A 26,075-nucleotide genomic window follows, 5' to 3' on the forward strand; every position below is an offset into this window, starting at 1 on the left:
AGCGTTTATCTCAGTCGGAGATTGTAACCCCGACTGAGACCAGTTTGTTATAACCCCTACATTCGCTTCGCTTAGAGGAAGGGGTCTTATCCGACTGAGATGAAATAACGCTTGACGATTATCGTAAGCGAGTGTTAGCATATGCAACAAGAGCGTAGCAAAAACGAGTAAGTTCATCTTACCGGAGCGGGCTATGCTCTTTTGTTTTTTTAGGAAGTAAGAAACCAAAAAGAAATGGAGCGACTTCATCAAAGAGACTGGAAACAAAAAAATGATTGCAAAGTTGAAGGAAACCAATCCATATGTAGAGGGCAATATTTTAAGAGCGTTGAAAATGTGAATCTCAGCACAGTGATTGCTTATAAAAAAACATACCCATAAATAAAAAATGGACACCCATTTTAAGCTTTTATTGAGCTATAGTATGTTTAAGGCATTTTGACCGAAAAGAATAATGAAAGAGTATAAAGGAGAAAGAGATGAATAAATGGTCTAGACTATTATTTCAGCCTTCACTGCCCCTTGATGGGGATAAGAGGGTGACCGGTAGCAGTGAGCATATTGCTCTGTCGCGTAAGGTTGCGGAGGAAGGAATGGTCCTTCTCAAGAATGATGGCATACTGCCTCTTAGTAAAGAGAAAAACCTTGCAGTATTTGGTAAGGCAGCAGTGGATTATGTAAAGGGCGGCGGCGGTTCAGGTGATGTATATTGCAAATATGTGCATTCGCTTGTTGATGGTCTGACCGCGCGAGGAGCACTTTTGTACAAGCCTCTGATCAGATTCTATGAGGATGAGCTTAAGACTCAGTATGAGAATGGGCGTTGTCCGGGTATGACTGCAGAGCCTGCTTTGCCAAAGGAGCTCATCGATGGCGCTGCAGCATTTGCAGATACAGCGCTTATTGTAATCAATAGATTCTCAGGCGAGGGCTGGGACAGAAGCAGTATCGAGTGCAACAATGAGTTTAACCCATGGGAGAGCGAGACAAGCATGCCAAAGATCGCAGGGCAGATATTCCCTGACGGTGATTTCTATCTGACCAAAGAAGAGATTACCATGATCGAGAGTGTCAAGGAACGCTTCGGGAGAGTCGTTGCCGTACTGAATATCGGCGGTGTCATCGACCTTAGATGGCTCAATGATGATGGCATAAATGCGGCCCTCTACATGGGACAGGGTGGTATGGAAGGCGGCGATGCAGCTGCTGAGATCCTTCTTGGAATGATCAATCCTTCAGGACGCCTGGTTGATACTTATGCGGGAAGCCATGAGGATTATCCTTCCACAGCAGGCTTCCATGAATCCTTTGATTATGTAAATTATACAGAAGATATCTATGTAGGATATAGATATTTCATGACTGTACCGGGGGCAAAGGACAAGGTTATTTATCCCTTTGGCTACGGACTTTCCTATACAAGCTTTGAGACAAGTCTCCTGTCAGCTTCCGATGCAGATGGCAGCTTTATCTTCAATGTAAAGGTGACCAATACCGGTGACAGAGCAGGTAAGGAAGTAGTACAGCTCTATTACAGTGCACCTGCCGGTGTACTTGGCAAGCCTGTTGCAGAGCTGGGCGATTTTGCCAAGACAAGAGAGCTGCAGCCAGGCGAGAGTCAGATGCTCACACTGTCAGTATCCAGATATCTGATGTCATCTTATGATGATCTGGGCAAGATCGCAGATGCATCCTATGTCCTTGAGAAGGGCAGATATGACTTCTATCTGGCGAAGGACAGCCTTCGTCTGGGAGATAGTGTATACAGCTTTGAGAATAGCGAAGATATCATTACTTCCAAACTCAGTCACCAGCTCGCTCCTGTAGAGCTGAAGGAAAGGATGCTTTCTGACGGTTCCTATGAAGCACTTCCTTTGGGTGAGCACAGAGATATCAATGAGAGTGTCATTAAGAAGATGGAGCCGGGTACCGAGGAGGCGCTTACACCTGTTGTAAAGATGAGAGACAGATTCTGTCTGACCACTCCTTTTAAGAAGGGTGTTCACATTCTTAGCGAGGTAGCAGAGGGTGAGATCAGTCTGGATGAGTTTGTAGACCAGCTCACAGTGGAAGAGATGATCCATCTCTCCGGTGGACAGCCTAATACAGGCGTAGCCAATACCTTTGGTTTTGGCAATCTTCCTGAATATGGCGTACCGTCTGCTATGACAGCAGATGGACCTGCAGGCGTGCGTATCGCTCCGGAGACAGGTATCCTGACTACCGCCTTCCCTTGCGCTACATTGATGGCAAGCAGCTGGAATACAGAGATCCTCCATGCAGTAGGGAAAGCAGGCGGTGAAGAACTTAAGGAGAATAACCTGGCAGTATGGCTGACACCTGCCATTAATATTCACAGAAGTCCTCTTTGCGGAAGAAATTTTGAGTATTATTCAGAAGATCCGATTGTAGCAGGTAAGATGGGTGCCGCTCTGGTCAATGGAATCCAGGAGAATCACGTAGGCGCTTCTGTTAAGCATTTCTGCTGCAATAACAAGGAGACCAACAGAAAGCACTCCGATTCCAGAGTATCTGAGAGAGCATTGAGAGAAATCTATCTCAAGGCATTTGAAATCGTAGTCAAGGAGTCAGACCCTTATACCATCATGAGTGCGTATAATGCAGTAAACGGACAGCGTGCATCTGAGAGCCGCGACCTCCTCACAGGTATCCTCAAAGGAGAGTGGGGTTACAAGGGTATGGTAACTACAGACTGGTGGACCAGAGGCGAGCACTACAAGGAAGTCAATGCCGGAAATGACCTGAAGATGGGTAATGGCTTTGACGAGCGACTTATCGAAGCTGACAAGCTGGGAGCTCTGGATCATGACCAGCTAAAGGCCAATGTAAAGAGAATACTTGCTACTATCCTGAAGTTTGACTAATCATTAATATCTAAAGTGATTCCCAATGCTTTGCCTGATGAGCCCCAAATTCATAAGGGGTTAGTTTCTAACACGAAACTGGACAAAAATTGCATGGAATTAAAATCAGATATTTGTTAATGTGATTTTATCTCAGTCGGGATTACAATCTCCGACTGAGATAAACGCTCCGCGAGGATGCGCAGAGATTTGCATATGAAATATGTCAGCTACGCTGACGCAAATCTCGCGCCAAGTCTCGCGAGCGAGACTTGAACTAAAAGACTATGACTCTGCATCATGCAAGAAGAAGGAGAAAAATCATGGCAAAAAAAGTATTGGGGCTTAATTTTGGAAGGGTAAACGGGAACTGCAAGATGTTTTTAACTGCAGCGTTGGAGGCGGCAAAGGCAGAAGGCGCTGAGGTTGAACTGATCGATACAATAAAATTAAAAATTACACATTGTATCGGATGCGGCGCATGTTCGAGAATGCTTCAGGGCGGAAAGGAACAGATCAGCTGTATCCAAAAAGATGATTACGAGCCACTCGCAGATGCGGTACTTGCGGCAGATGCCATCATCGTGGCAGCACCTGTATATGTACTTCAGCCAACCGGACAGTTAATGAATTTCGTACATCGATTCGGTCCGGCGCATGATAAGGCATACATGTTATTCGAGAATGAACTGCGCAAGGAGACCGGCGGAGTGGAACTGAATCCGGATTGTCTGAAGAGACATCTGGTTTCTTATATTTCGGTAGGCGGCGCAACCACGCCAAACTGGGTATCATACGGCATTCCGGGAATGAATCTCTTTGGAATGAGCATCAACATGAAAGTTGTTGATCAGTTAAATGCATATGGCTCCTACCAGCCGGATCGAAAAGAGATGCTTCTCGCAGAATCTGAGAGAATCGGACGTCACATGGTGGAGGCAATGGATCAGAAAACTTCTGAGATCAAGTGGGAATCCGAGCCGGGCGTATGTCCGAGCTGCCACTGCAACGAGATGACCATTGATCCAAACGGATCCACGAAGGTCAGCTGCCCGATCTGTGGTATTTACGGAGAGATTAAAATCGTAGACGGCAAGCTGAAAGTGGAATTTACGGATGCAGAACTCCGCAGAAGCCGCCTGAGATTTACCGGAGTTTTAGAGCACCAGGTAGAGCAGGGACGAAAGGATCGTTATCCAAACTTTGATCGATATGTCGAAAAGTTTACGGCGCTTCAGGATGAAATGTAAGGAGTAATGGGCGTGACCGAAAAGTTAAATGTATTAATTATCACGGGCATTGTCACGGATGAGCACAGCCCGCTAATGGTTCCGATGATCCGTTATATGCTGGAATCCACCGATCGGTTCAAGGTAAAAGTCACTGAAGAATTCACGGGATGCACCCTGGAAACCTTAGAAAAGTACGACACCGTATTTATCAATTACGACGGCAAAGAATCTATAGAGAATCCGTTTGTCAATTGGGGGAAGACCGCTGAAGAGGCATTGTATGAATATGTGAAAAACGGTGGTGGCTGTGTGCTTTTCCATACCGCAATCATGAACCCGACAGGGCGGGTGCATGATGACGAATATGTGAAACTCGTGGGTTATGATTTTTGTCTGGTGGGGGCAGCAGGCGATGCCATGAATGGCGTGCGCAAGAATCCAAAGCTTGAATATGTCATCAATGTGAACCGCGACGCGCACGAAATCGTATCGGTAAACCAGGAGCATTGGATGACGGTTCAGGAGGATGTCTTCGCGAATGCGAAGCAGGTGGACCCGAATATTACGGTCTTGGCATCGGTGACGGACAAGCTGGAAGATTATGATTTGAAAAATATGCAGGATCATGTTGCCCGCATTTATGAGGGCGTGGATATGACCAAACTGCCGGGAATCAATGAAGAGGTCCCGGTTGTCTGGGTGCATAATTACGGGAAAGGGCGTGTATTTGTCTGTGCGATTTGTCATGGACCGGACACGCTTTGCCGGCCGAATATGACAGCGATGCTCTGTAGAGGAACAGAGTGGGCCGCATCCGGAAAGGTGACCATCCCTTATCCGGATATCCAGAACGAGCGACGCAAAAATGCATGGCCGTTTTATAACGATATCACCTGGGCGCAGATGGGCGAAATCAAGGGATGGTAAAGTGAATGAATAATGTTAGAACGCGTTCTTTGTACAATTGTGGAGCGAAGGAATCTTTGCATTTTAAGGAAAAGATAGTATACTTGGATTAGGAACAATCGCATAATTTCACAGTCGATGAGGAGATGCAGATTGAAGAAAAGCTATATTATCATCATTAATATTTTGATAGTAGGGTTGATTCTTTTCTTTATCGTGAAATACGCCAACGATAGGGCAACGGAGTCAAACCGTGCTTCAATTGCGTCTTTTGAGAAAATGACAACTACGACAGAGCAGATCATCGCCAATTATCTGAAGGATGAGCAGCATTTGTGCGACATCTGGTCCAATTATATCAACCGGTCTGCGGAGGCAGGAACTCCCATGACCATCGACGAAGCAATCTCTTTTATTCGAAAAGCTAAAATTTCTCCTGAGATATCAGGTCATTTGATTTATATTGATGATGGATCCATGTCAGGCATTTCCACGAATGCCAGCACGACGGACCCATCGGATTATTCTGTTAACTATTCCCAAATTCATATTTTTGAAAATCTTGAAATCAGCAATGTAGAAGGTGTAATTAAGCTGACCAGAGCATATACCAACCCGTTAAACGGGGTGCAGTCCATCGCATTTTTGAACAATGTAAAAATCGTGGATCGGAAAACAGACAAACTGCGGGATGGGCTGATCATTCGTGTTGTGCCGGTGAGCCGCCTGGAGCAGAAGCTGGTTTTTTTGAAAGGCGAATACGAAAAGGTGGAAATCTCCCTGATCGACTGGGACGGAGATTATCTGATCCACGGGAAGTCGCTCAAAAACAGCAATTTCTATGAATATTTCAGATCTTACAATCCCATGTCCACGCAGGAATACAACCGGATTGTGGATACCATCCGGGAAGGGATCGGTTCCATGCATATACAAAATTCCAAGGGAGAGGATTGTGTCATTGCCTATACGCCGCTGCGCGGCCTGGATGCGTGGCATTTGATTGCATATATTTCGAGCAAGGAACTGACGGTCAACAGGTCCATAGACTGGCTGCTTCTGGCAATCGTGAGTGTGGGACTTTTGATTTTGCTGTACTTTAATCTGTTTATTCTGCACGGATTCAATCGAAAGCTCACTGTGGCGGCCGAGGCGGCAAATCAGGCAAACGAAGCAAAATCCTATTTTCTTTCCACGATGTCTCATGATATCAGAACTCCGATGAACGCAATCATCGGTATGAATGAAATGATACGAAGAAACAGTCATGAGAAAAAAATTCAAGAATACTCCGAGCAGATCCAAAATGCAGGCAATACCCTTCTTGGAATTATTAATGATATTCTTGATTTTTCAAAGATTGAAGCCGGCAAGATGGAACTGATCGAAGTGGATTATACACCGGTCACTCTTTTGAACGATCTCGTGAATATGGTTCAGAACAAAGCGGAGGAAAAAGGACTTGCATTTCAGCTTGATGTAGACAAAAAGATTCCGGGCATGTTGCGCGGAGACGAAATCCGGATCAAGCAGGTGATTACCAATATTCTTTCCAACGCGGTCAAATATACCAAAGAGGGTGGAATTGTATTCTCTGTAACAGCCGACAAAGCGGAGGGCAAAGCAGACGAGGTAATCCTCCATGTCAGTGTCAGCGACACCGGAATCGGAATCAAAAAAGAGGATCTGGACAAATTATTTGTAGCCTTCGAGCGCATCGAAGAAACGAAAAACCGCAATATCGAGGGCACCGGATTGGGAATGGCGATTGCACAGAGCTTCTTGCATATGATGGACAGTAAGCTTCAGGTGGAGAGCGAATACGGGAAAGGTTCCACATTTTCATTTGATTTAAGACAGCAGGTGGTCGACTGGGAACCGAAACAATTCCAAAGCGAAAGAACGCAATACCATGTACCGTTTACCGCACCTGAGGCAAGAATTCTGGTGGTGGATGACTCCGAAATCAATCTGAAAGTTTTTGTAAGTCTGTTAAATGAGACCGGGATGCAGATTGAAACGGCGGACAGCGGAGAGACCTGTCTCTCACTCTTCCGGAGAAATCATTATGACATGATTTTCCTCGACCACATGATGCCTGGCAAAGACGGCATTGAAACATTAAAGGAAATGAAGGAATGTCAGGATACGCCAAATCGCGGAACACCTGTCATCTGCCTGACCGCCAATGCGGTTTCCGGAATGCGCGAAATGTATCTCGATGCGGGCTTCGACGAATATCTGACCAAACCAATCGATACCGGCAGACTCGAGCAGCTGCTCCTGAAATATCTGCCATCGAATCTGATCACTGAAGTGACCGAAAAGCACCGGATCTTGTTGGTGGGCAGCAACATTGCGCGCGTAAAGCAAGTGGCAGAATGGCTGTCGGAGCACTATCAGGTTGCGGTGGCAAAATCGGCGGAACAGGCCGTGGCCTATTTGAAAAAACATGAGACACAGCTGATTGTTGCAGAGCAGGCATGTGAGTTCCCAATCGGATTGGACGAAGCCGGAATGTTACGAATCTGTTTGGAAGACATCGACAAAAAAGAAATCCTGTCACAGGTGAACGAATTCTTTGACGGCAGGGATTGAGAGAAGGAGGCGCGAATATGAGAAAATGTATCAGACTGATTCTTGTGGTGAATCTTGTTGCAGCATTGGGATTGGGCGCTGTTGGTTGCGGCAAGGACAAAAAAGAGAGCAAAGCATTTTCACCAAAATATGACACAGAGACGGAATACAGGCTGTCTGTTGTGGGAACCTATTCCAATTTTGAGTCTCTCGAAAGTACATTTGAACGATTTTATACCTATTATCCAAACGGGGAAATCACATATACCTATCTGGATGATTACAGAAATACCATCGAACCGGCATTGGCAGGCACGGAACCGCCGGATATCTATGTCGTACAGCCGTGGATGTACAAGGATCCAAAATTTGCGGCCCTTTTTGACAGTGCGGAGGAGCTCTCCGATGCAGATCTCGAGATCAATCTGGATTGCATCCGGCCGGGACTCAGATGGGAGATGGAAGGCGGAAAAATACTGACACTGCCTGTGTTCTCAACTTCCTATGGAATGCTTGTCAATCAGGATATTTTTGAAAAAGAGCATCTTGAGGTGCCAAAGAATTACGGGGAACTGAAATCTGTCTGCGACAAACTGAAGGCGGCAGGCTATGATTCTCCTGTCATGGGGGCCAATACCACCACAACACCGGGAATCGGATATGCCTTTGCCTATCCGATGTTTGCAAAAACAGTAGCGGATGATCGGGAGATCGAGGATCGCTTAAATAATCTGGATGCTTCGGCGGGGGAAGCGATGAGAGCTTCGCTGGAGAGATTAAAAGAGTTTGTGGACAGCGGATATATCGATATCGCAAAATGCACAGCGGAAATTGAGGATGATTACAACGCAGTGATCATGCGATTCTTTGAGGGGGATGTCCCGATGATGCTTTGCTCCGGAGATGTTGTCTCAGGAACGAAAAAGCGGGAAAGCAAGTCGGATGCATTCGTGGCAAAACCGTTTGCTTATGGATTTTATGTGGCGCCTTCCGGAGATGAGGGAGGATATTATATGGATTCCACCTCGCTGCTGTTTTGTGTGAACAAAAACAGTGCAAACCTTGATCTGACGAATGAATTTGTCAGATTCCTCACCAGCGAAGAACAGCTTGGAATCATGGCACAGGACAAGAGACTGATTACCTCTGCGACAGATTATTCGCTGGATGAAGTCTATGCTTCTCTGGCAGATTTTCCGAAGGAGCGCACGATCAGTTTTCGTGATACGGAGATTCTCGATACGGCAGTCAAGCAGTTTCGGGCAGCAGCCTATGCCATCGCAAACGGAGACATGACGGTAAATCAGGCCGTGGCAAACTACGGAACGATCCCTACCGACTGAGCCCCTTAGAGACAATCAAGGATTTGCTCGCAGAGTGCTTTGGCTTCCTCATAGTCAAGATTTGCGACCAGGCGATCCAGCGATTCCATCCGGTCGGCCAGCGCAGGTTCATAGGTAAAGGAGCGGAGCTTTCCGACAGTTTCTTCCGCTTCGCCAAGATCAAAGTCATCGATGGCTTCCAGTAATTGATGCAGAAGCTCCGAAACGGACTGGCGGTCAAAGGCGGCAGAGCCGGTATCTGACTTGGCGGCAAACGGCTCAAGATATGGTTTTAATGAACGCAATGAGGCGAAAACCGACGGAGAGAGTTGTTCAATTTGCGCAATCTGCTGTTCTTTGCCGAGCTTTTCGAGCGTAAAGAAACTTTCGCCGAGGTCTGTGGCTCCAATCATACGGCAGGTGGTTTTCAGAGCATGGACCAGAATCGTATAGTTTGCGATATCCTGCTCTCTCAGATAGGTTTCTGCAAGTGCACTCTTTTCATCAATCAGATTGCAGACGTCACCAAGCAGAGATTGAAGCAATTGTTCGGAACCGGAATTTTTGATGGCTTTTTCAGCATCGATGCCGGGAATATTAATATTCATAAAGGCTACCTCCGTGATTATTATATCACGAAGAGGCCTTTGAGGAGGGAAAAATGATTTCAGAGATTATGATTGTGGATGACGATCCGATCATTTTGAAAACAGCATGGGGCACACTGACGAAGGCCGGATTCAAGGCAGTGGTCATGAAATCAGGGAAGGCTCTTTTGGAATATCTGAAGGACCATTCTGCGCCGGATCTGATTTTGATGGATATCAATATGCCGGAGATGGATGGTTTTGAGGTCGTTCGAAAGCTACAGAAGAGCAATGCCGAATGGAGAGATACGCCTGTGATCTTTTTGACGGCGAATGAAGACGAAGATGCGGAGACCATCGGCCTTTCATTGGGAGCCATGGATTTCATCCGAAAGCCGTTTGTGCCGAGTGTTCTCGTATTGCGGGTGCGCCATGCTGTCGAACTGCTTATGTTGCATCGCAATCTCGAAAGCATGGTAAATGAGAAGACGAAGGAAAACGAGATGCTGTTTTTGCATGTCGTGGAGAGCCTTGCGGATGCAATCGATGCAAAGGACAAATATACAAAGGGCCATTCCGGAAGGGTGGCAGCCTATTCAAAAGAAATTGCGGCGCGATACGGCTACAGTGAGAAACGACAGGAAAAAATCTTTATGATGGGACTCCTTCACGATGTCGGTAAAATCGGTGTGCCGAATGATGTCATCAACAAGCCGGGCCGGCTTACCGATGAAGAGTTTGCCCGCATCAAAATGCATCCGGGAATCGGGGACAAAATTTTGAGCAATATCAGAGAGATGCCGGAGCTTGCAGCAGGTGCGCGCGGACATCATGAACGATATGACGGGAAAGGATATCCGGAGGGCATTGCGGGGGAGGATATTCCGGAAGAGGTCAGAATCATTGCAGTGGCGGATGCCTATGATGCCATGACCAGCAACAGAAGCTACCGCGGTGTGCTCCCGCAGGAAAAGGTGCGGGAGGAAATCGAAAAAGGAAAAGGAACCCAGTTTGATCCGAAATTTGCGGATATTATGCTGTCTATGATTGACGACGACAAGGAATACAAAATGAAAGATTCGTAATCCACCCCCTCCTCACACGATAGGCGAAAGGCTTAGATTCTCCAAAGGCATACGCGTCGCTTCAAGAGACTGTCCTTTCACCGATTTTGCATTTCGACAAACTGTCTTTTCATCGCAAACACCCGATTATCCTGATTCCTTTCCTGTCGCATATGGGTTGACAGGGGGAACATCATTGGGAATGCGCTTAGTAAAACAGAAGCCGCTTTTGCGAAGCGCTCGATACGAGCCGCCATGGACGGCGGCGAGAGCCGATGGCGTCCCGGACGGACGCTCTGAGGCGGTAGCGAGCGCTCAAAAGCGGCTTCGTTGTTTTACTTAGCAAATGTACAGTGTTCCCACGTCGACCCAGATGTACAGGAAAGAAAAATGATAGCCTTCATCGTGTTTGCGAAGAAAAGACTGTGCAGAAGAAATGCAAATAGTTGAAAGAACAGTCTCAATCAAAGAAGCAACGCGCGGCTTTGCTGAGAATCTTGCCTTTGAAAGCCGTGTGTGAGGAGGGGGTGGATAAGGGGCTGGCGCAGAGGGCGAGGCTTGCAGAGGGCGAGGGTGGTGCAAAGGGCGAGGAGTTATCCGAGCAGCTCGCGGTATTTGCGGGGAGAGATTCCTTTTTGTTTGGCGAACAGGCGGCTGAAGTACAGCTGGTTGTCGTAGCCCACGATATGGCTGATTTCCTTGATGGTATAGTTGGAAGACTCCAGCAGAATCTGTGCATTGGAGATGCGAAGATTCAGAATATATTGCAGAGGCGTATTGTTGGTATGTGCTTTGAAATTGCGGATAAACCAGCTGATGCTCATACCCCGTGAGGAAGCATAGGCTTCGATGTTGATATCCTCTGCGTAATGCGTGCTGAAATATTGCTGCGCCAATTCGATTTCTTTATGGACATAATTGTCTTCGCTTGTTTCGGCCTGCGTCATATCGCGTGACATGTTGATCAGCAGCTGATAGAAATATGCATCAATCATCTGCTCATATCCCACCGACTGGTGCTGGATTTCGGATATGATATTTTTGAAAAGCTCAGAATATAATAATTTCGTTCCTGTGGTAATGATCTGCGTGTCCGCAGCAAAACCGAGGTGGCTTAATATATTTTCTGCATCATATCCGGAAAAATGGATCCAGAACACTTCTGTATGGTCTGAATTGTAATAAATATATCTTTGAAAATCCCCCGGACGAAATAATACAAATGTCCCGGCATTGATGATAGTTTCAGAATCCTTTTCGGAAAAATAGAAATGCGCAATCCCGGAAGCAATATAAATCAACTGATAATCCAGGCGCCCCTTTGGCCTGTAGGTAGGCATGATTTTTTTGGTGAGCAGTTTATAATTCCCACAGCTGCGAATGGAAAGCGGATTGTTCCTGTCGCGGTCGCTCAGTTTCGTCAGGTCATGGATGGTTGGATCTTTGATGTAGGCGCTGTTGATATACATAAAACACTCCTTGTCTCATTTTGTGCATATTCTGTATCAATTATTTCATAGAACTATGAGAATGTAAAGGTATAATGGAACTATAGAGAACAAGATTGTTCATAAAACAGATCGGCAAACAGAGAGGAAGCAGATTTATGAAGACAAACGAATTCATAGCAAAAATCGAAAGCGGTGCGTGTGACGAGCGTATTTTAGACATCTATGTTGATGAAAACAAAGTCGCATATCAAAAGCAAAGATATATCGAGGCACTGAAACAGTATGAGACGATCTTTGGCGAGGATGAGGTCGAAATTTACAGTGCGCCGGGAAGAAGCGAGGTTGGAGGCAATCATACGGACCACCAGCACGGAGAGGTGCTTGCTGCTTCTATCAATCTTGACGCAATTGCAGTGGTAAAACCGCTTGGTGAAGCAGTGGTAAAACTTGTCTCTGAAGGGTACGAGATGATCACCGTTGATCTGAATCATCTCGAATATGACGAGCGTGAAAAAGAAAGCACATGCAGTCTGATTAAGGGTGTGTTGTACAAGATGCAATCCTGTGGATACCAGATTGGTGGATTCCAGGCATATGTTACCAGCGATGTTTTGATCGGTGCGGGATTATCCTCTTCCGCGGCATTTGAAACTTTGATTGGAACCGTCATCTCAGGCCTTTTCAACGAGATGAAGGTGGATCCTGTTACCATCGCCATGATTGGTCAGTATGCAGAGAATGAATATTTTGGAAAGCCTTGCGGACTGATGGATCAGACTGCCTGCTCCGTAGGCAATCTGGTGCATATCAATTTTGCGGATACCCAAAATCCGATCATTGAGCAGGTCGCCTTTGATATGAACAAACATGGATACAGTCTGTGCATTACGGATACGAAGGGATCACACGCGGATCTGACGGCAGATTATGCTGCGGTACCGAGCGAGATGAAACAGGTTGCCGCATTCTTTGGACAGGAATATCTTTTGGGACTTACGGTAGAAGATATCCTTGCGAAAGTAGCGGAATTGCGGGAACAGCTTGGCGACAGAGCCGTTCTGCGTGCGCTTCATTTCATCAGAGAGAATGAACGTGTACAAAAAGAAGTTCGCGCACTTTCCGCGGAGGACATCGATACATTCTTAAAGAATGTTGCGGCTTCCGGTAATTCTTCATACAAATATCTGCAGAATGTTTATTCCAATTCGGATGTGACAAACCAGAATATCTCAGTTGCCCTTGCATTCAGCGAGGATTTTCTGGGAGACAACGGTGTTTGCAGAGTGCACGGAGGCGGATTCGCAGGAACCATTCAGGCGTTTGTAAAAAATGAGGTGGTCGCAGACTATCAGAAGCGCATGGATGCGATTTTCGGAAACGGTTCCTGCAGCGTGCTGAAGATCCGCAAATATGGTGGAATCAAGGTAATGTAGGAGGCAGGCAATGAACAAATTAATCAACGAACTAATGGCATATGGAATCCGCACGCATCTCGTGGAGGAAGATGATCGCATCTATGTGACCAACCGATTGCTGGAATTATTTGGCCTGATGGAATTTACCGAGGAACAAGTCGAGGAAAGGGACCTGGCGGAAATCCTTCGGGATATGTGCAAATATGCATATGAAAACGGAATCATCGAGGATAATACGGTGACAGCGACAGACCTGTTTGATACAAAGATTATGGGACTGTTGACGCCGCCGCCGTCTGTGGTCAGAAAGAATTTCCGTGAACACTATGCGCAGAGCAGCAAAGCGGCGACAGACTACTATTATCAGTTCAGTAAGGCGACCAATTACATCCGCACCGAACGCATCGCAAAAGATGAAAAATGGGTGACGGAGACAGAATATGGACCAATCGATATCACCATCAACCTTTCTAAGCCGGAGAAAGATCCAAGGGATATCGCAAAGGCCGGACAGGCGAAGAAATCAGGATATCCAAGCTGTCTGCTCTGCGTGGAAAATGAAGGCTATGCCGGCCATTTTTCACATCCTGCCAGACAGAATCACAGAGTGATTCCGATTACGCTTGACGGACAGGAGTACTTCCTGCAGTATTCGCCATATGTATATTACAATGAGCACTGCATTATTTTTAACAGGCAGCACACGCCGATGAAAATTGACAGGGCAGTATTCAAAAAGATTCTTGAATTCGTGAAGCTGTTTCCGCATTATACCGCAGGGTCCAATGCGGATCTGCCAATCGTCGGCGGATCGATTTTGAGCCATGACCATTTCCAGGGCGGCGGATATGTCTTTGCAATGGCAAAAGCCCCTTATGACAGAGTCTTTACACTCCCGGGATACGAGGATTTAACTGCCGGGATTGTGAAGTGGCCGATGTCTGTCATCCGGCTGCGCGGCAAAGATATTGACAGAATGACGGCAGCCGCTGACCATATTCTTTCGAGCTGGAGAGGATATACAGACGAGGAATCATTCGTCTTTAGCGAGACAGATGGTGTGCCGCACAACACCATCACGCCGATCGCACGCATGCACGAGGACATGTATGAACTGGACCTGGTATTGAGAAATAATATTACAACTCCGGAATGCCCTTGGGGCGTATACCATCCGTCAGCCGATTTGCATCATATCAAAAAAGAGAATATCGGACTGATTGAGGTGATGGGACTGGCGGTTTTACCTGCAAGATTGAAAAAAGAGATGGCCGAACTCGAGGAATATATTTTGAATCATAAGGATCTTCGCAGCAATGAGACACTTGAAAAACACGCGGACTGGGTGGATGAGTGGATTCAAAACTATGAGATCAATGAAACAAATATCCATGCAATCGTTCAGCAGGAAATCAGCAAGGTGTTTGTAAAAGTGCTTGAATGCGCAGGCGTATATAAGAGAACTGAAGATGGACAAAAAGGATTTGACCGATTTATAGCATCACTATAAATCATAAATTGGCAGCAGGAGCAATCTTGCTGCTTTTTTATTTGCAGTTACCATTCATCAAAAGACACATAATGCCGATATATATTGATAGGAGAAAATGCGCTTTGCTTGAGAGAAACAGGCATGAAATGTATAATATAAATGCTAGGCAAAAAGGAAAGAAAATATGACACAAAAATTTTTTGACAGACGCATATTGGCGCATGATATTGTAGGCGATACCGATGTTTATTTCAGTGCGATGAAAGCGAATGGATTATATGTTTATAATCGAAATAAAGGGACGACAACATGTTTGGGCGTTTTTCCCGGTGAAGAGAATACGCGTCATTTGCATGGTGCTTCGGTTCTTTATGAAAATGAAATCTATTTTGCACCGGTCAACGGAAATAATATTTCGGTGTACAATTTAAAAACAAATAGTTTTCTTACGATTCCTGTTTCTTCCTGTGATTCAGATGCCAAAAGTAAATATTTTGATGCGCATGAATGGAATGGAATGATCTATTTTATCCCTGCGCGCGCACGGAATTTACTTGTAATGAATCCCCAAAACCATGAAGTGAAAGCATTTGATGGTTGGATGGATTTGATCAATAAGGATGCAAAAGGAAACGCGCCTTTGGTGAAGAAGGGCAGTTTCTTTGCGAATGGCCATATCTTTATGCCGCTGGGACGGGAAAGCGCTTTGATCAGCATCGATGTGGAGACCTTTGAATGCGAAAAAATAATGATCGAAGGGATTTCAACTGGAATTGTGGATGCAAAATATTGTGAAGAAGAGGATTGTCTCTGGCTGCTTTTGGCAGGCTGCGGAACTGTGGCTAAGACCAATTTGAAAGGCAGGAATACGCAGGTTTTTGAACCTGACATGATACAAGCCGACAAGAAGTATGAATATCCGTATCTTTTTATGGTGGATATGGGGCAGACATTAGTGATACCAAGTTATCAGGCAATGTGGAGCTATTCGTTTGACAAGCAGACAGGCAAGTTTACGAAAATAGATTTGGGCGAAGTGGATGAGCTAAAGCAAATCAACTGGTTTGCGGCACATTTTTTTGCAAAGAAAATTGCAAAAGACCGTTTTGTGACAGCTTCTACCAAAGATAACATGTTTGAAGTGTATGACGCGAATGCGCAGAAAATCGAGACATGGACATGTTTGGGGGATGCGCGTGTATTCAATGAGTCGACTGAGGTTGGCTTAAAAGATTTTCTCGATTATTTGAAAGGGTGATAACGATGCCAGATGAACAAAAGAGAATGAAAGAAGTGCTGCAGATTGAGTATCGGGCGATACAGGCGCTGGAGGAATCTTTAGGAGATCGGCATCTGCAGTTTCTAGATATGTGCAAAGACTGTCAGGGAAAACTTATCCTGACAGGAATGGGAAAATCCGGACATGTGGCGCGCAAAATCAGTGCAACGCTTGCAAGCCTCGGAACTCCTTCTGTTTTTATGCATCCGGCGGAAGCTGCCCACGGTGATTTGGGAATGGTTGAGGCCAAAGACATTGTCATTATGATCAGCAAGAGCGGGGAGACCGATGAACTCATTCAACTGGTTAATTCCTGCAAGACGATTGGCTGCCAAATGCTGGGTATTTTTTGTGATGAGAATTCTACATTGGAGAAATATTGTGATTTGACCGTGGTTTTGCCAATCGAACGGGAAGCATGCGTCAATAATCTGGCGCCGACAACCAGCACGACCTTAACGATGGCATTTGGCGATGCAATCGCAGTTGCTTTGGCGGAAATGCGCGGATTCAAGAAACAGGATTTTGCACTGTTTCATCCAAAGGGAACGCTGGGGAAGCAATTGCTGTTAACGGTAGAGCATCTGGCAAACCGGGAATATGCAGAAATCGCCGTTGGCGAAAACGATTCGGTGAAAGAAATCCTTTGGACGATTACAAAGAACCGATTAGGTGCGGTAGCTGTTACGGATGAGAATCGAAAGCTAAAGGGTCTGATCACAGACGGTGATATCCGTAGAGCACTTGAAAAGAATGAGCATATATACGCGCTGAGCGCAAGAGAAATCATGACAAAGGAGCCGACATATGTCAATTCGGATATGTTGGCGGTGGAAGCTTTCCGGCTGATGCAGGAACGAAAAATATCGGTGCTGCCACTTGTAGATGAAAGTCAAATATTAACCGGAATTGTGAGTTTTCATGATATTGTACAATCCGGAATTACAGGAGAAAAGAAATGAAAGTAGTTGCTTTTTTACCGGCAAAAGGAACCAGTGAACGTATTGAAAGCAAGAATTTAAAATTGTTGAACGGGAAACCGTTGTTCCTGCATACCTTAGAAAAATTATGTGATTGCGATTTCATTGATGAAGTTTATCTGGATTCTGAATCAGATGAAATACTAAATTATGCTTCACATTTGCCATATATCCCGTTAAAGAGAGATCCGGCGCTTGCAAACAACAAGACGGATGGACATCAGATGTTTTACAACGAGGTGCGCCAGGTGGATGCGGATATCTATATCCAGATTCTCGGAACCTCTCCGTTTATCAAACCGGAGACAATCAAAAAGGGAATCGAGATTTTGCAGACGCATCCGGAATATGATTCTGCAGTCCTGATGAAAACAGATAAGCAATATATGTGGAAAGACGGACAGCCGCTCTATGACAAGTATCACATTCCGAACAGCAATACACTGCCGGACTCTGTCATAGAATCCATGGGACTGTATATTGTCCCGAAAGAAGTCGCACATCGTACCAAGATGCGATTCGGTGACAATGTCTATATGCTGACCGGAGATGCGGTAGAGACAATCGACGTGAATTATCCGGATGAATTTGCACTTGCAGAGCTGATCATGAAAGGAATCAAAGAAAAGGAAAATGCCAAGCTTCGCATGATGGCGACATTCTTTGAATCCGCAATTTTTTCGGATATTCTCTGTGATATGGGAATTGAAGCAACCATCGGAGGGTTGCAGCCGAATCTGCCGGGCAAGAAAATTTTCGGACGAGCCAACACCTTAAAAATCCGTGCACTGCGCGACGGAGAAGACTATCACGGAATTTATGATGGTCTCAAAACCTATGAGCGCATGACGCCGGGAGAAATCATCGTGGTGGAGAATGAGGTTGAGGACAGAGCTTATTTCGGCGAACTCAATGCAAATCTTGCAGTTCGAGCCGGTGCGATTGGAACCATTGTATCTAGTGTGACAAGAGATATCGCGGCAGTCAATCAATTGGATTATCCTGTTTTTGCAAAGGGATATTGCTGTGCGGATGTGAAACGGCATGCGACCGTGGAATCACATCAAAAACCGATCTGTATTTCCGGGGTTTCGATCAATCCGGGAGATTTGATCTTTGCGGATCAATGTGGGGTGGTTTGTATCCCGCATGCAATCGAAAAAGAAGTGATTGCAAAGGCAATCGAGACAAAGGAAAAGGAAGGAAGCATCATCAAAAAGATTTTTGGTGAAGAGAATGCGCTTTCTATTTATGAAACCGAAGGTGAGTTTTAACGAAATCTTGACGAAATCGAAGGGAAAGATAGAGAATGAGTTTATTTTTAATTAGCGGACCATGTGTAATCGAAAGCGAAGAACTGGTTTTCCGGTGTGCCAAACAGTTGAAAGAAATCACAGAGCGCCTCGGAATGGATTATTATTTTAAGGCATCATTTGACAAGGCCAATCGTACCTCCATTGATTCCTTCCGCGGACCGGGATTGGAGGAAGGCCTTCGCATCCTAAAGGCGGTAAAAAATGAATTCGGGGTGAAAATCTGCACAGATATTCACGAACCATGGCAGGCGGAGCAAACGGCTGAAGTGGCTGACATTATTCAGATTCCGGCATATCTGTGTCGCCAGACAGATTTGCTGGTGGCAGCAGGCAAGACCGGCAAAATCATCAATGTGAAAAAGGGCCAGTTTCTTGCACCGTGGGATATGGGAAATGTCGTTCGCAAGATTGAATCTACAGGCAATAAAAATATTATGCTCTGTGAACGCGGCAGTTGCTTTGGATACAATAATCTGGTGGTTGATATGACTTCGATTCCGGAGATGCAAAAATTTGGATATCCGGTTGTCTTTGATGCAACCCACAGTGTGCAGAAACCGGGTGGAAATGGCAAGTCCACCGGCGGAAATCGCGAATATGTTCCAACTTTAGCAATGGCTGCAGTTGCAGCAGGCGCAGATGGAATATTCATGGAAGCGCATCCGAATCCGCCTCAGGCATTATCGGACGGCTCAAACTCAATTGCACTGGATGATGTAGAAGCATTATTGCGTCAGCTGGTTGAAATCAAGAAAATAAAAGGATGACAGTTATGAAACCGGATATCAGTATTATAATTCCTGCTTATAACGCAGAGGAAACCCTGACAAAAACACTTGACAGTATCAAAAATCAAACATTTCAAAATTTTGAGTTGATTTTGGTGGATGACGGATCTACAGATCAAACGGCGCAGGTGTTCCTTGATCAATGTTATGGGGATCCGAGATATCAATATTATTATCAGGAAAATGCAGGGCAGGGGGTAGCACGTAATCTGGCTGTAAAAAAAGCAAAGGGAGATTATCTATGCTTTATCGATGCGGATGATCTGGTTTCGGAAAACTATCTTGAAGGTTTATTAAAAAAAGCAAAAGAGAGTGGTGCACAGATTGTCTTATCGGATATGTTTGAACTGCATGAAGATAATCTAAAGATTCCGATTTCGCAAAGGCCGAGAGAAGGAAGTCGCTTGGGATATATCATGCCAACATACCCTGCAAAGTTATTTCGTGCAGATTTTTTTCGGGATAATTTTGTGGAACAGCCGAGGATGAAATTTGAGGATTTGGCGACGGTTCCTTATTATTTATATATTGCAGACAAAATAGAATATGTCCGAGGAATAGGATATTATTATTATCAAAATCCAAACAGCACGGTTAATAATATTGCATACTTTGAAGATCGTCAGAAATCATTGTATTATCTGTGCGACCTGTTTCAAAGAAAAGGTATTTTGGAACAGGCAAGGGAAGAAATTCACACATTTTTAAAATTGCGCTACCTGGCTGACAAAACGAAGTTTGAAACGATGATTCCACTCATTTACAAGCGATGTGAAGTCTGTATCAACCAATTCCTCGGGAAAAAGGGCAGCGACATGTTTGTGAACTTTTTTATGGTGGGAAGCTATAATCTTTATCGCGCCATCAAATATGTCAGGGGTTGTCAAATTGATTATCGATTTATGGCAACAACGGTGGAAAGTATAGTGGGATCAGTGAATACGCAGTTACGCGACTGTCGAATTGAGAGAGTTACAAAATTGCGCAAAGAAAATGTGATTTCTGATTGCACAAAACAGTTTATGAATGTAAATCCTGCTGATTGTGATGATATCTCACTATTTATTTTTGATTTGATGGATGAGCGTTTTGATGTTGCTTATGATGGAGAAACCTGTTTCACACTTAGCGATGCTTATCTGGAATCTCCTGAGATGATGCCTGCATGCCGAAAGCGTTTGTCAGAAAGACTGCAGGATTTCAGCAGAGACTTTGACATCTTTTATCAGAAATTAAAGTCCCTTGCAGGGGATAAAAAGATAATCATGGTGCGCATGCTGTTGGCGGAACAATATGGCGATGAAGAGCACAGGGAATATTTTGATGAAATCGATGAGATTCGGGAAATCAATCATCTGCTGAATCAATTATATGATTCCGTAGAGGCGGCAATTCCGGAAATCATAACTATTTCGGTCGAGGAAATGGAAGAATATTATACCGACCGTGAGTTCCGATATGGATGTTATCCGTGGCATTTAAACGAATTGGTTTATTCAGAAATAGGGAAAATGATAGCGGAGAAATGCGATGAATAGAAAATTGATTCTCTGTGGAGCAGGGGCAAACGGAAAAGAATATTTGTATTTATTGGGACGCGAAAAAATTGATTATTTCGTGGATCGCAATGTTGACTTGCAGAAAAGCGGAGTCGAAAATGTACCTGTCAAATCATATGAGGAACTGTTCTGCACTCCGGATTGCGGCGACATTATCATCACGGTCAATGAGCCTGTCAAATCTGAAATTGCCAAAATTCTGGATGAGCATCATCTGACATATTGGAGAAGCATTGAGGAATACTTTTTGAGCCAAAACGGTGCGCGGGCGATGGAGAAATACCACAATATCCATGAAGGGGAAAGCTGCTTTCTGGTCGGAAGTGGCCCTAGTCTGACAGTCGATGATCTGGAAAAACTGCAGGCGAAGCATATTACGGTATTTGCACCAAACAAAATATTTAAGCTGTTTGATCAGACCCGGTGGCGTCCTGATTACTATGTTGTCACAGATCGAAGAATTATGAATTTCTATCAGGAGGATATTAGCAATCTGCAGTTAGAGCATAGATTTTTCGCCTATTATCGGGACAAGTCTTTACAGAATTTTTATCGCACCATTTGTAAGAATGATGCACATCTATTTTGTATGAAAGATGTGAGTGGGACCGACGATTATTATGATTTTTCCACTGACCCGGGTGAATATATTGTAGAGGGCAGAACCGTCATTTATGCCATGGCGCAATTGGCATATTATATGGGATTCAAGAAAATGTATTTGCTGGGAGTGGATTTTTCGTATGCAGACCAGACTGGATATGACAAAAACGGGAAAGATCATTTCTGCAAAGATTATATCGAAGAAGGAGAGACGGTCCTGATTACCCCACGAGAGTATGCATTGCGTGCATTTGAGTCTGCTGACCATTTTGCAAAGCAGCATGGGATTGAAATCTTTAATGCAACAAGAGGCGGTTGCCTGGAAGTCTTTGAGCGCGTGGATATGGATGAGTTTTTACAGGGAGAAACAAAATGAGTGATGTAAATAATGTAAATGAAATCAATCGAACACATGTCGCCGAGGCGATGTCATCATTCCATGATGTGTATATATACGGCGCAGGAAAAGAAGCAAAAAAACTATTGAACCTGTTGCGTTATTTTGAGATTTCCGTAAAGAACATGGTCGTTTCCGAGCGCAACAATAATCCTGCTGCGGTAGAGGATATCCCGGTTTGCGCAATCAGTGAATTGGATGCAGACGCATTTTCTACAGGCGCTTTTTGGGTTGGAACCGGTATGGAATACCGAAATGAGATTGTGTCAACTCTAAAAGCTGCGAAGGCAAAACACATTTTTGTCCTGGGGAAAGAATACTGGGAATTGTGCAGAACCAGACAAAAGCTTGAAATCACCGCAAAAGTGGGCTGCAAAATCAATTGCAAATATTGTCCGCAAAGCAATTTTTTGAATGCATATTACAAAGATGACAAAGAGCGCAGAGGATTAATGACGCTTGAGGATTACAAGACTTGTCTTTCTCATGTCTCTAAGGATACGATTATTTGTTTTGCCGGATTCGTGGAGCCGTTTTTCCATCCGCAGGGCGTGGATATGATTTTGTATGCGCATGAACAGGGATTTGAGATCGAATTATATACGACTTTTATGGACTTAAGTTATGAGGATTATTTGAAAATCAAAGATATCCCATTCAAACAGGTCGTGCTGCATACACCGGATAAAAACCATTATGCGAACATTACGATTACGGATGAATATGCAAAGATTTTAAATGACGCACTAGATCATAAGCGGCCAAACGGGGATCCGTTTATCGACTCGGCGAACTGCCAGAGCGAGCCATCGGAAGAATTCCTTTCGCTTGCGAACGAGCGCATTGTCGTAGAGTCTGCACTGATTGACCGCGCCGGTAATCTGGATGATAGTTCTCTACGGTCAAGCGGAATGAAGAAGGGACCGATTTATTGTACTCGAACCGAATATCTGAATCATTGGGTATTGCTACCGGATGGCAGCGTTACCCTGTGTTGTATGGACTTCGGCTTGAAACATGTAATGGGCAATTTAATCGATCATACTTATGACGAGATCATTCATATGCAACCGTATCAGGATTTGATCAGCGGTATGAATGCGCAGATGAGTGACATTTTGTGCAGAAAATGCACATCTTCAAGAGTAAGATAAAAGATGGTGTAAACATGAAGATACTGATGATATCTGAAAAAGATGCGGCAAATGCCTCGTTGGCCAGAATTGCAAATGCTTTTTTACAACAAAATGATTTTGTGAGAGTGTATGCAACCTACTATGACCCGCAGGTTCTGCAGGCTTTTTCGGATTTGATACCGCGCTATCCGATTCATGAAATTGATGAAGCAGCCATAGAGTGGTGTGACATTATTTTTTGTTCCACATTGGCGAGCATTCATCTTCCCGAAATTGTATTTCGGGCACATAAACCGATTTTTACGCACAATTATTTGATGAATCGGCAAATCAATTGGGGCGGCGATTTGTGTTTTGCTCCGTCGCAGGCAACGGTTGCCTCGGACTATGACGAATATCTAAACTACCCGTATCTCGGAATCGGGGAACCGAAGTATGATGAGCAGGAGCGCGTTTCGCAAACAGTCAATAACCGGACAGAAGAAAAGAGATTCCTCTTTGTAGACAGCGGTCATTTTCCTTTTTCGCTCGAGGGGAAAAAAGCGCTGGCAAAGACGTTGCTGGATATCTGTGAAACCTATCCGGATTACGAGCTGGAGATCAAACCACGATTTTTGCCGGAGGATCATATTATCACACACCGTAATGATATTCATCTCTATGATGTGATTCGAAAAGTTGCGGATGGCAAAATCCCGAAGAATTTGAAAATGTTAAATAAGCATGAGGATTTGCGGACCTTAATCGATCGGTGCTCCGTGATGATTTGTCTGTATACCACAGCATTTGTCGGAGCTGTGGTGGCAGGAAAAGGGCTGATCATACTAGAGAATCTGCCATCGGAAGATGTATATGACATTCGGATGAAAACATATCTCAGAAATCGCGAGAATATGGTTGCATCGGGTGCTCTGACAGACTACAGACAGGTACATAAACGACTGCCGAACGGCGCGAAAGCGGAGGGCAGCTACCTGGATTTTTTGTTGGAAGAAAAAGATCATGTATCCGACAAAATCGTAGAAGTCTGTAAATACCTCTGGAGCAATTATTATGCAAAAGGCACTTTCCCGCATATGACAGACAGTGTATATCGGGAATACAAAAATGTTTATGTACAGGATCCGGAAATGACCTGGGAAACTGTTATCCAAAAGAGATGCCATGATTATATATTGCTGAAATCATTGATTCTGATAGATTTTCATGTGAAATCAAAACTCGATATCTCATGCATTTTGGAATCGGTAGAGAAATATGAAAAAAATTTTGGACTCTTTTTACAAAACCAGACGGCATTAAGGGATTTGTGCATCATAAAGAATGCCGATATCATGTTAAAAGATCGAATAGACGCAGGCATTCTGTTAAATGCATATTATTTGACGGGACAATTTGATGCGATTAGACAATTCCCATTGAAAGACCTCGGGGCATATCACCTCTATCGTGCATTCATTGCTTTAGAAGACCCGGAGGAATCCGACCACAGGCTTGCAAAGGAACATTTGGAGGCCTATTGCAAAATCTCGGGAGAGAGAACCTATAACCTCGAGATTTCGGATATGCCAAACAATCATGCAAAGGCACTGGCTTTATTAAGTCAGCTATAAGTAAGAAACGGAAGAAAGAATAAAAAAGAATGAAAAAAATCAAGACGATCTTTTTGGATGTCGACGGCACCTTGACAGACGGAAAAGTGTATTATGATGCATCCGGAAATGAGATGAAAGCATTTCATGTTCATGATGGGCTGATATTAGCAAAAATGGCTCAGATGGGCTATCGCTTTGTCGTAATCACCGGAAGAAAAAGTGAAATCGTAACCAGACGGATGAGTGAACTTGGCATTACGGACGTCTATCAGGGCATCGCCGACAAAAAAGAATTTATCAAAGAATTCCTCTTGCAGAATGCAATCACGGAAGACTGCTGCGGTTACATCGGAGATGATTTGAATGATCTGGAAGCCATGCGAATGGTGGCGTGGGCTGCCTGCCCGGCAAATGCGTGCCGGGAAGTGCGTGATATTGCAATCACCGCGTCGAAAGAAGGCGGAAATGGCGCAGTGCGGGAATTGCTGGAACAGCTTCTGGAACAAAACGCAGTTGAATAGTTGTATTTAAAAAAGAATAGAAATCAGGAGGGGTAAAAATGGCCTTTTTACAAGTGAATTTGATGTCGGAGGCGTTGATGCGCACCGTGCAGGTCAATGTGATATTGCCGGTGGACAAGCTTCGTTTTCCGGGAATGCCGGAGAGAGAGGAGAAGCCTTATAAGACATTATATCTGCTGCACGGACTTTTGGGCAGCAGTGTGGACTGGGTCAACGGCACACGCATCCAGCGATATGCGGATGAGAATGATTTGGTTGTGGTAATGCCAAGCGGCGACAATGCCTTTTATGTGGACCAGCCATCCGGATACAATCAGTATGGCGTATTTATCGGAGAGGAACTGGTTGCACTCACGCGCAAAATGTTCCCACTCTCTCACAAGCGGGAAGATACCTTCATCGGCGGACTGTCCATGGGCGGATACGGTGCCATGAGAAACGGATTGAAATATGCGGACACATTCGGTTATATCGTCAGCCTTTCGGGCGCATTGTTTGTGGACGAACTGCCGGAGCGCACCAATGACAGTCCTGCATTTATGGAGCGCAGAAATTTTGCCGAATCGATTTTCGGAAATCTGGATGAAGTCATAGAAAGTGACAAGAATCCGAAGTGGCTCGTGAAGCAGCTCCAAAAAGAAGGCAAAGCCATTCCAAAAATCTATATGGCATGCGGCACGAATGATACGTTGTTGCCGAACAACCGCGACATGCATGCCTTTTTGCAGGAGAGCGGTGTGGATGTCACCTACGAAGAAGGACCGGGCTCACATGAGTGGGACTTCTGGGACGACTACATCAAAAAAGCAATCTACGGATGGCTGCCGACCGAGCATGCAGGCCTCGGCATGAACAGCGGAAACATCAAATCCAAATAACATACCAAGACACCACAGGACCTGTCCGGGCGTACGCCCGCCCAGGTCCTTTTTCGTTCCCCCCATTCGTTCCCCCCACCCACTCACGTTCTGTCCCCCCCTATTGCTCTGCA

At 44.9% G+C, this 26,075-nt stretch carries 20 protein-coding genes; 18 read left to right on the forward strand and 2 right to left on the reverse strand.

The features are described 5' to 3' along the window. Positions 1–479: 479 nt before the first annotated feature. The 5 genes from CSX02_RS05575 to CSX02_RS05595 all read left to right on the forward strand — a co-directional run bounded on the left by CSX02_RS05575 (position 480) and on the right by CSX02_RS05595 (position 8,922). On the forward strand, positions 480–2,885 hold the full coding sequence (locus CSX02_RS05575) for a glycoside hydrolase family 3 protein (protein ID WP_099385936.1): 2,406 nt from the start codon (positions 480–482) through the stop codon (positions 2,883–2,885). A gap of 302 nt (positions 2,886–3,187) precedes the next feature. After that, entirely contained in the window at positions 3,188–4,114 is a 927-nt protein-coding gene (locus CSX02_RS05580) for a flavodoxin family protein (RefSeq protein ID WP_189281370.1), read from the forward strand. A gap of 12 nt (positions 4,115–4,126) precedes the next feature. After that, positions 4,127–5,023, forward strand: a complete 897-nt coding sequence (locus tag CSX02_RS05585; protein WP_189281372.1) for a ThuA domain-containing protein — start codon at positions 4,127–4,129, stop codon at positions 5,021–5,023. A gap of 132 nt (positions 5,024–5,155) precedes the next feature. Further along, positions 5,156–7,600 (forward strand): response regulator, encoded by a 2,445-nt coding sequence (locus tag CSX02_RS05590; RefSeq protein WP_242970423.1) that lies wholly within the window; start codon positions 5,156–5,158, stop codon positions 7,598–7,600. 17 nt (positions 7,601–7,617) lie between these two features. Then, positions 7,618–8,922 carry an ABC transporter substrate-binding protein gene (locus CSX02_RS05595; RefSeq protein WP_099385939.1) on the forward strand — a complete coding sequence of 435 codons (1,305 nt, stop codon included), beginning with the start codon at positions 7,618–7,620 and terminating at the stop codon, positions 8,920–8,922. Positions 8,923–8,927: 5 nt separating this feature from the next. On the opposite strand, the gene CSX02_RS05600 is transcribed toward CSX02_RS05595, so the two are convergent. After that, complete coding sequence (locus tag CSX02_RS05600; RefSeq protein WP_099385940.1) at positions 8,928–9,509, reverse strand: hypothetical protein; 582 nt, start codon at positions 9,507–9,509, stop codon at positions 8,928–8,930. Positions 9,510–9,562: 53 nt separating this feature from the next. Here CSX02_RS05600 and CSX02_RS05605 point away from each other — a divergent pair, with 53 nt between their 5' ends. Then, positions 9,563–10,573: an HD domain-containing phosphohydrolase gene (locus CSX02_RS05605; protein ID WP_099385941.1), complete on the forward strand. Its 1,011-nt coding sequence runs from the start codon at positions 9,563–9,565 to the stop codon at positions 10,571–10,573. 572 nt (positions 10,574–11,145) lie between these two features. Here CSX02_RS05605 and CSX02_RS05610 read toward each other — a convergent pair. Beyond that, positions 11,146–12,021 (reverse strand): AraC family transcriptional regulator, encoded by an 876-nt coding sequence (locus CSX02_RS05610; RefSeq protein ID WP_189281374.1) that lies wholly within the window; start codon positions 12,019–12,021, stop codon positions 11,146–11,148. A 137-nt stretch (positions 12,022–12,158) separates the two neighbouring features. Here CSX02_RS05610 and CSX02_RS05615 point away from each other — a divergent pair, with 137 nt between their 5' ends. The 12 genes from CSX02_RS05615 (at position 12,159) to CSX02_RS05670 (ending at position 25,962) form a co-directional block, all read left to right on the forward strand. Further along, on the forward strand, positions 12,159–13,436 hold the full coding sequence (locus CSX02_RS05615) for a galactokinase (RefSeq protein WP_099385942.1): 1,278 nt from the start codon (positions 12,159–12,161) through the stop codon (positions 13,434–13,436). 10 nt (positions 13,437–13,446) lie between these two features. After that, positions 13,447–14,928 carry a UDP-glucose--hexose-1-phosphate uridylyltransferase gene (gene galT, locus CSX02_RS05620; RefSeq protein WP_099385943.1) on the forward strand — a complete coding sequence of 494 codons (1,482 nt, stop codon included), beginning with the start codon at positions 13,447–13,449 and terminating at the stop codon, positions 14,926–14,928. Positions 14,929–15,094: 166 nt separating this feature from the next. After that, positions 15,095–16,168: an NHL repeat-containing protein gene (locus tag CSX02_RS05625; protein ID WP_099385944.1), complete on the forward strand. Its 1,074-nt coding sequence runs from the start codon at positions 15,095–15,097 to the stop codon at positions 16,166–16,168. A 5-nt stretch (positions 16,169–16,173) separates the two neighbouring features. Continuing rightward, positions 16,174–17,151: a KpsF/GutQ family sugar-phosphate isomerase gene (locus tag CSX02_RS05630; RefSeq protein ID WP_099385945.1), complete on the forward strand. Its 978-nt coding sequence runs from the start codon at positions 16,174–16,176 to the stop codon at positions 17,149–17,151. Next, positions 17,148–18,443: an RraA family protein gene (locus CSX02_RS05635; protein ID WP_099385946.1), complete on the forward strand. Its 1,296-nt coding sequence runs from the start codon at positions 17,148–17,150 to the stop codon at positions 18,441–18,443. Before CSX02_RS05630 ends, CSX02_RS05635 begins: the two co-directional genes overlap by 4 nt. 35 nt (positions 18,444–18,478) lie before the next feature. After that, positions 18,479–19,252: a 3-deoxy-8-phosphooctulonate synthase gene (kdsA, locus tag CSX02_RS05640; protein WP_099385947.1), complete on the forward strand. Its 774-nt coding sequence runs from the start codon at positions 18,479–18,481 to the stop codon at positions 19,250–19,252. Continuing rightward, positions 19,249–20,811 carry a glycosyltransferase gene (locus CSX02_RS05645; RefSeq protein WP_099385948.1) on the forward strand — a complete coding sequence of 521 codons (1,563 nt, stop codon included), beginning with the start codon at positions 19,249–19,251 and terminating at the stop codon, positions 20,809–20,811. Before kdsA ends, CSX02_RS05645 begins: the two co-directional genes overlap by 4 nt. Further along, complete coding sequence (locus CSX02_RS05650) at positions 20,804–21,811, forward strand: 6-hydroxymethylpterin diphosphokinase MptE-like protein (protein WP_099385949.1); 1,008 nt, start codon at positions 20,804–20,806, stop codon at positions 21,809–21,811. Before CSX02_RS05645 ends, CSX02_RS05650 begins: the two co-directional genes overlap by 8 nt. Further along, entirely contained in the window at positions 21,808–22,986 is a 1,179-nt protein-coding gene (locus CSX02_RS13395; protein WP_143248141.1) for a radical SAM/SPASM domain-containing protein, read from the forward strand. Before CSX02_RS05650 ends, CSX02_RS13395 begins: the two co-directional genes overlap by 4 nt. A gap of 14 nt (positions 22,987–23,000) precedes the next feature. Next, a complete protein-coding gene (locus tag CSX02_RS05660) occupies positions 23,001–24,581 on the forward strand; it encodes a hypothetical protein (protein ID WP_099385950.1) in 1,581 nt (526 codons plus the stop codon). A gap of 29 nt (positions 24,582–24,610) precedes the next feature. Next, positions 24,611–25,084 carry a KdsC family phosphatase gene (locus tag CSX02_RS05665; RefSeq protein WP_099385951.1) on the forward strand — a complete coding sequence of 158 codons (474 nt, stop codon included), beginning with the start codon at positions 24,611–24,613 and terminating at the stop codon, positions 25,082–25,084. 38 nt (positions 25,085–25,122) lie between these two features. Beyond that, positions 25,123–25,962: an alpha/beta hydrolase gene (locus CSX02_RS05670; protein WP_031542724.1), complete on the forward strand. Its 840-nt coding sequence runs from the start codon at positions 25,123–25,125 to the stop codon at positions 25,960–25,962. The last annotated feature ends 113 nt before the right edge of the window (positions 25,963–26,075 follow it).

The organism is Agathobacter ruminis (genome assembly GCF_002735305.1).
GTDB lineage: Bacteria > Bacillota > Clostridia > Lachnospirales > Lachnospiraceae > Roseburia > Roseburia ruminis.

Coding starts and splice junctions, on each gene's coding strand:
- kdsA (WP_099385947.1), top strand. CDS start 18,479: ATGAGTTTATTTTTAATTAGCGGACCATGTGTAATCGAAAGCGAAGAA.
- CSX02_RS05575 (WP_099385936.1), top strand. CDS start 480: ATGAATAAATGGTCTAGACTATTATTTCAGCCTTCACTGCCCCTTGAT.
- CSX02_RS05615 (WP_099385942.1), top strand. CDS start 12,159: ATGAAGACAAACGAATTCATAGCAAAAATCGAAAGCGGTGCGTGTGAC.
- CSX02_RS05645 (WP_099385948.1), top strand. CDS start 19,249: ATGACAGTTATGAAACCGGATATCAGTATTATAATTCCTGCTTATAAC.
- galT (WP_099385943.1), top strand. CDS start 13,447: ATGAACAAATTAATCAACGAACTAATGGCATATGGAATCCGCACGCAT.
- CSX02_RS05665 (WP_099385951.1), top strand. CDS start 24,611: ATGAAAAAAATCAAGACGATCTTTTTGGATGTCGACGGCACCTTGACA.
- CSX02_RS13395 (WP_143248141.1), top strand. CDS start 21,808: ATGAGTGATGTAAATAATGTAAATGAAATCAATCGAACACATGTCGCC.
- CSX02_RS05595 (WP_099385939.1), top strand. CDS start 7,618: ATGAGAAAATGTATCAGACTGATTCTTGTGGTGAATCTTGTTGCAGCA.
- CSX02_RS05660 (WP_099385950.1), top strand. CDS start 23,001: ATGAAGATACTGATGATATCTGAAAAAGATGCGGCAAATGCCTCGTTG.
- CSX02_RS05650 (WP_099385949.1), top strand. CDS start 20,804: ATGAATAGAAAATTGATTCTCTGTGGAGCAGGGGCAAACGGAAAAGAA.
- CSX02_RS05610 (WP_189281374.1), bottom strand. CDS start 12,021: ATGTATATCAACAGCGCCTACATCAAAGATCCAACCATCCATGACCTG.
- CSX02_RS05670 (WP_031542724.1), top strand. CDS start 25,123: ATGGCCTTTTTACAAGTGAATTTGATGTCGGAGGCGTTGATGCGCACC.
- CSX02_RS05635 (WP_099385946.1), top strand. CDS start 17,148: ATGAAAGTAGTTGCTTTTTTACCGGCAAAAGGAACCAGTGAACGTATT.
- CSX02_RS05625 (WP_099385944.1), top strand. CDS start 15,095: ATGACACAAAAATTTTTTGACAGACGCATATTGGCGCATGATATTGTA.
- CSX02_RS05605 (WP_099385941.1), top strand. CDS start 9,563: ATGATTTCAGAGATTATGATTGTGGATGACGATCCGATCATTTTGAAA.
- CSX02_RS05630 (WP_099385945.1), top strand. CDS start 16,174: ATGCCAGATGAACAAAAGAGAATGAAAGAAGTGCTGCAGATTGAGTAT.
- CSX02_RS05600 (WP_099385940.1), bottom strand. CDS start 9,509: ATGAATATTAATATTCCCGGCATCGATGCTGAAAAAGCCATCAAAAAT.
- CSX02_RS05580 (WP_189281370.1), top strand. CDS start 3,188: ATGGCAAAAAAAGTATTGGGGCTTAATTTTGGAAGGGTAAACGGGAAC.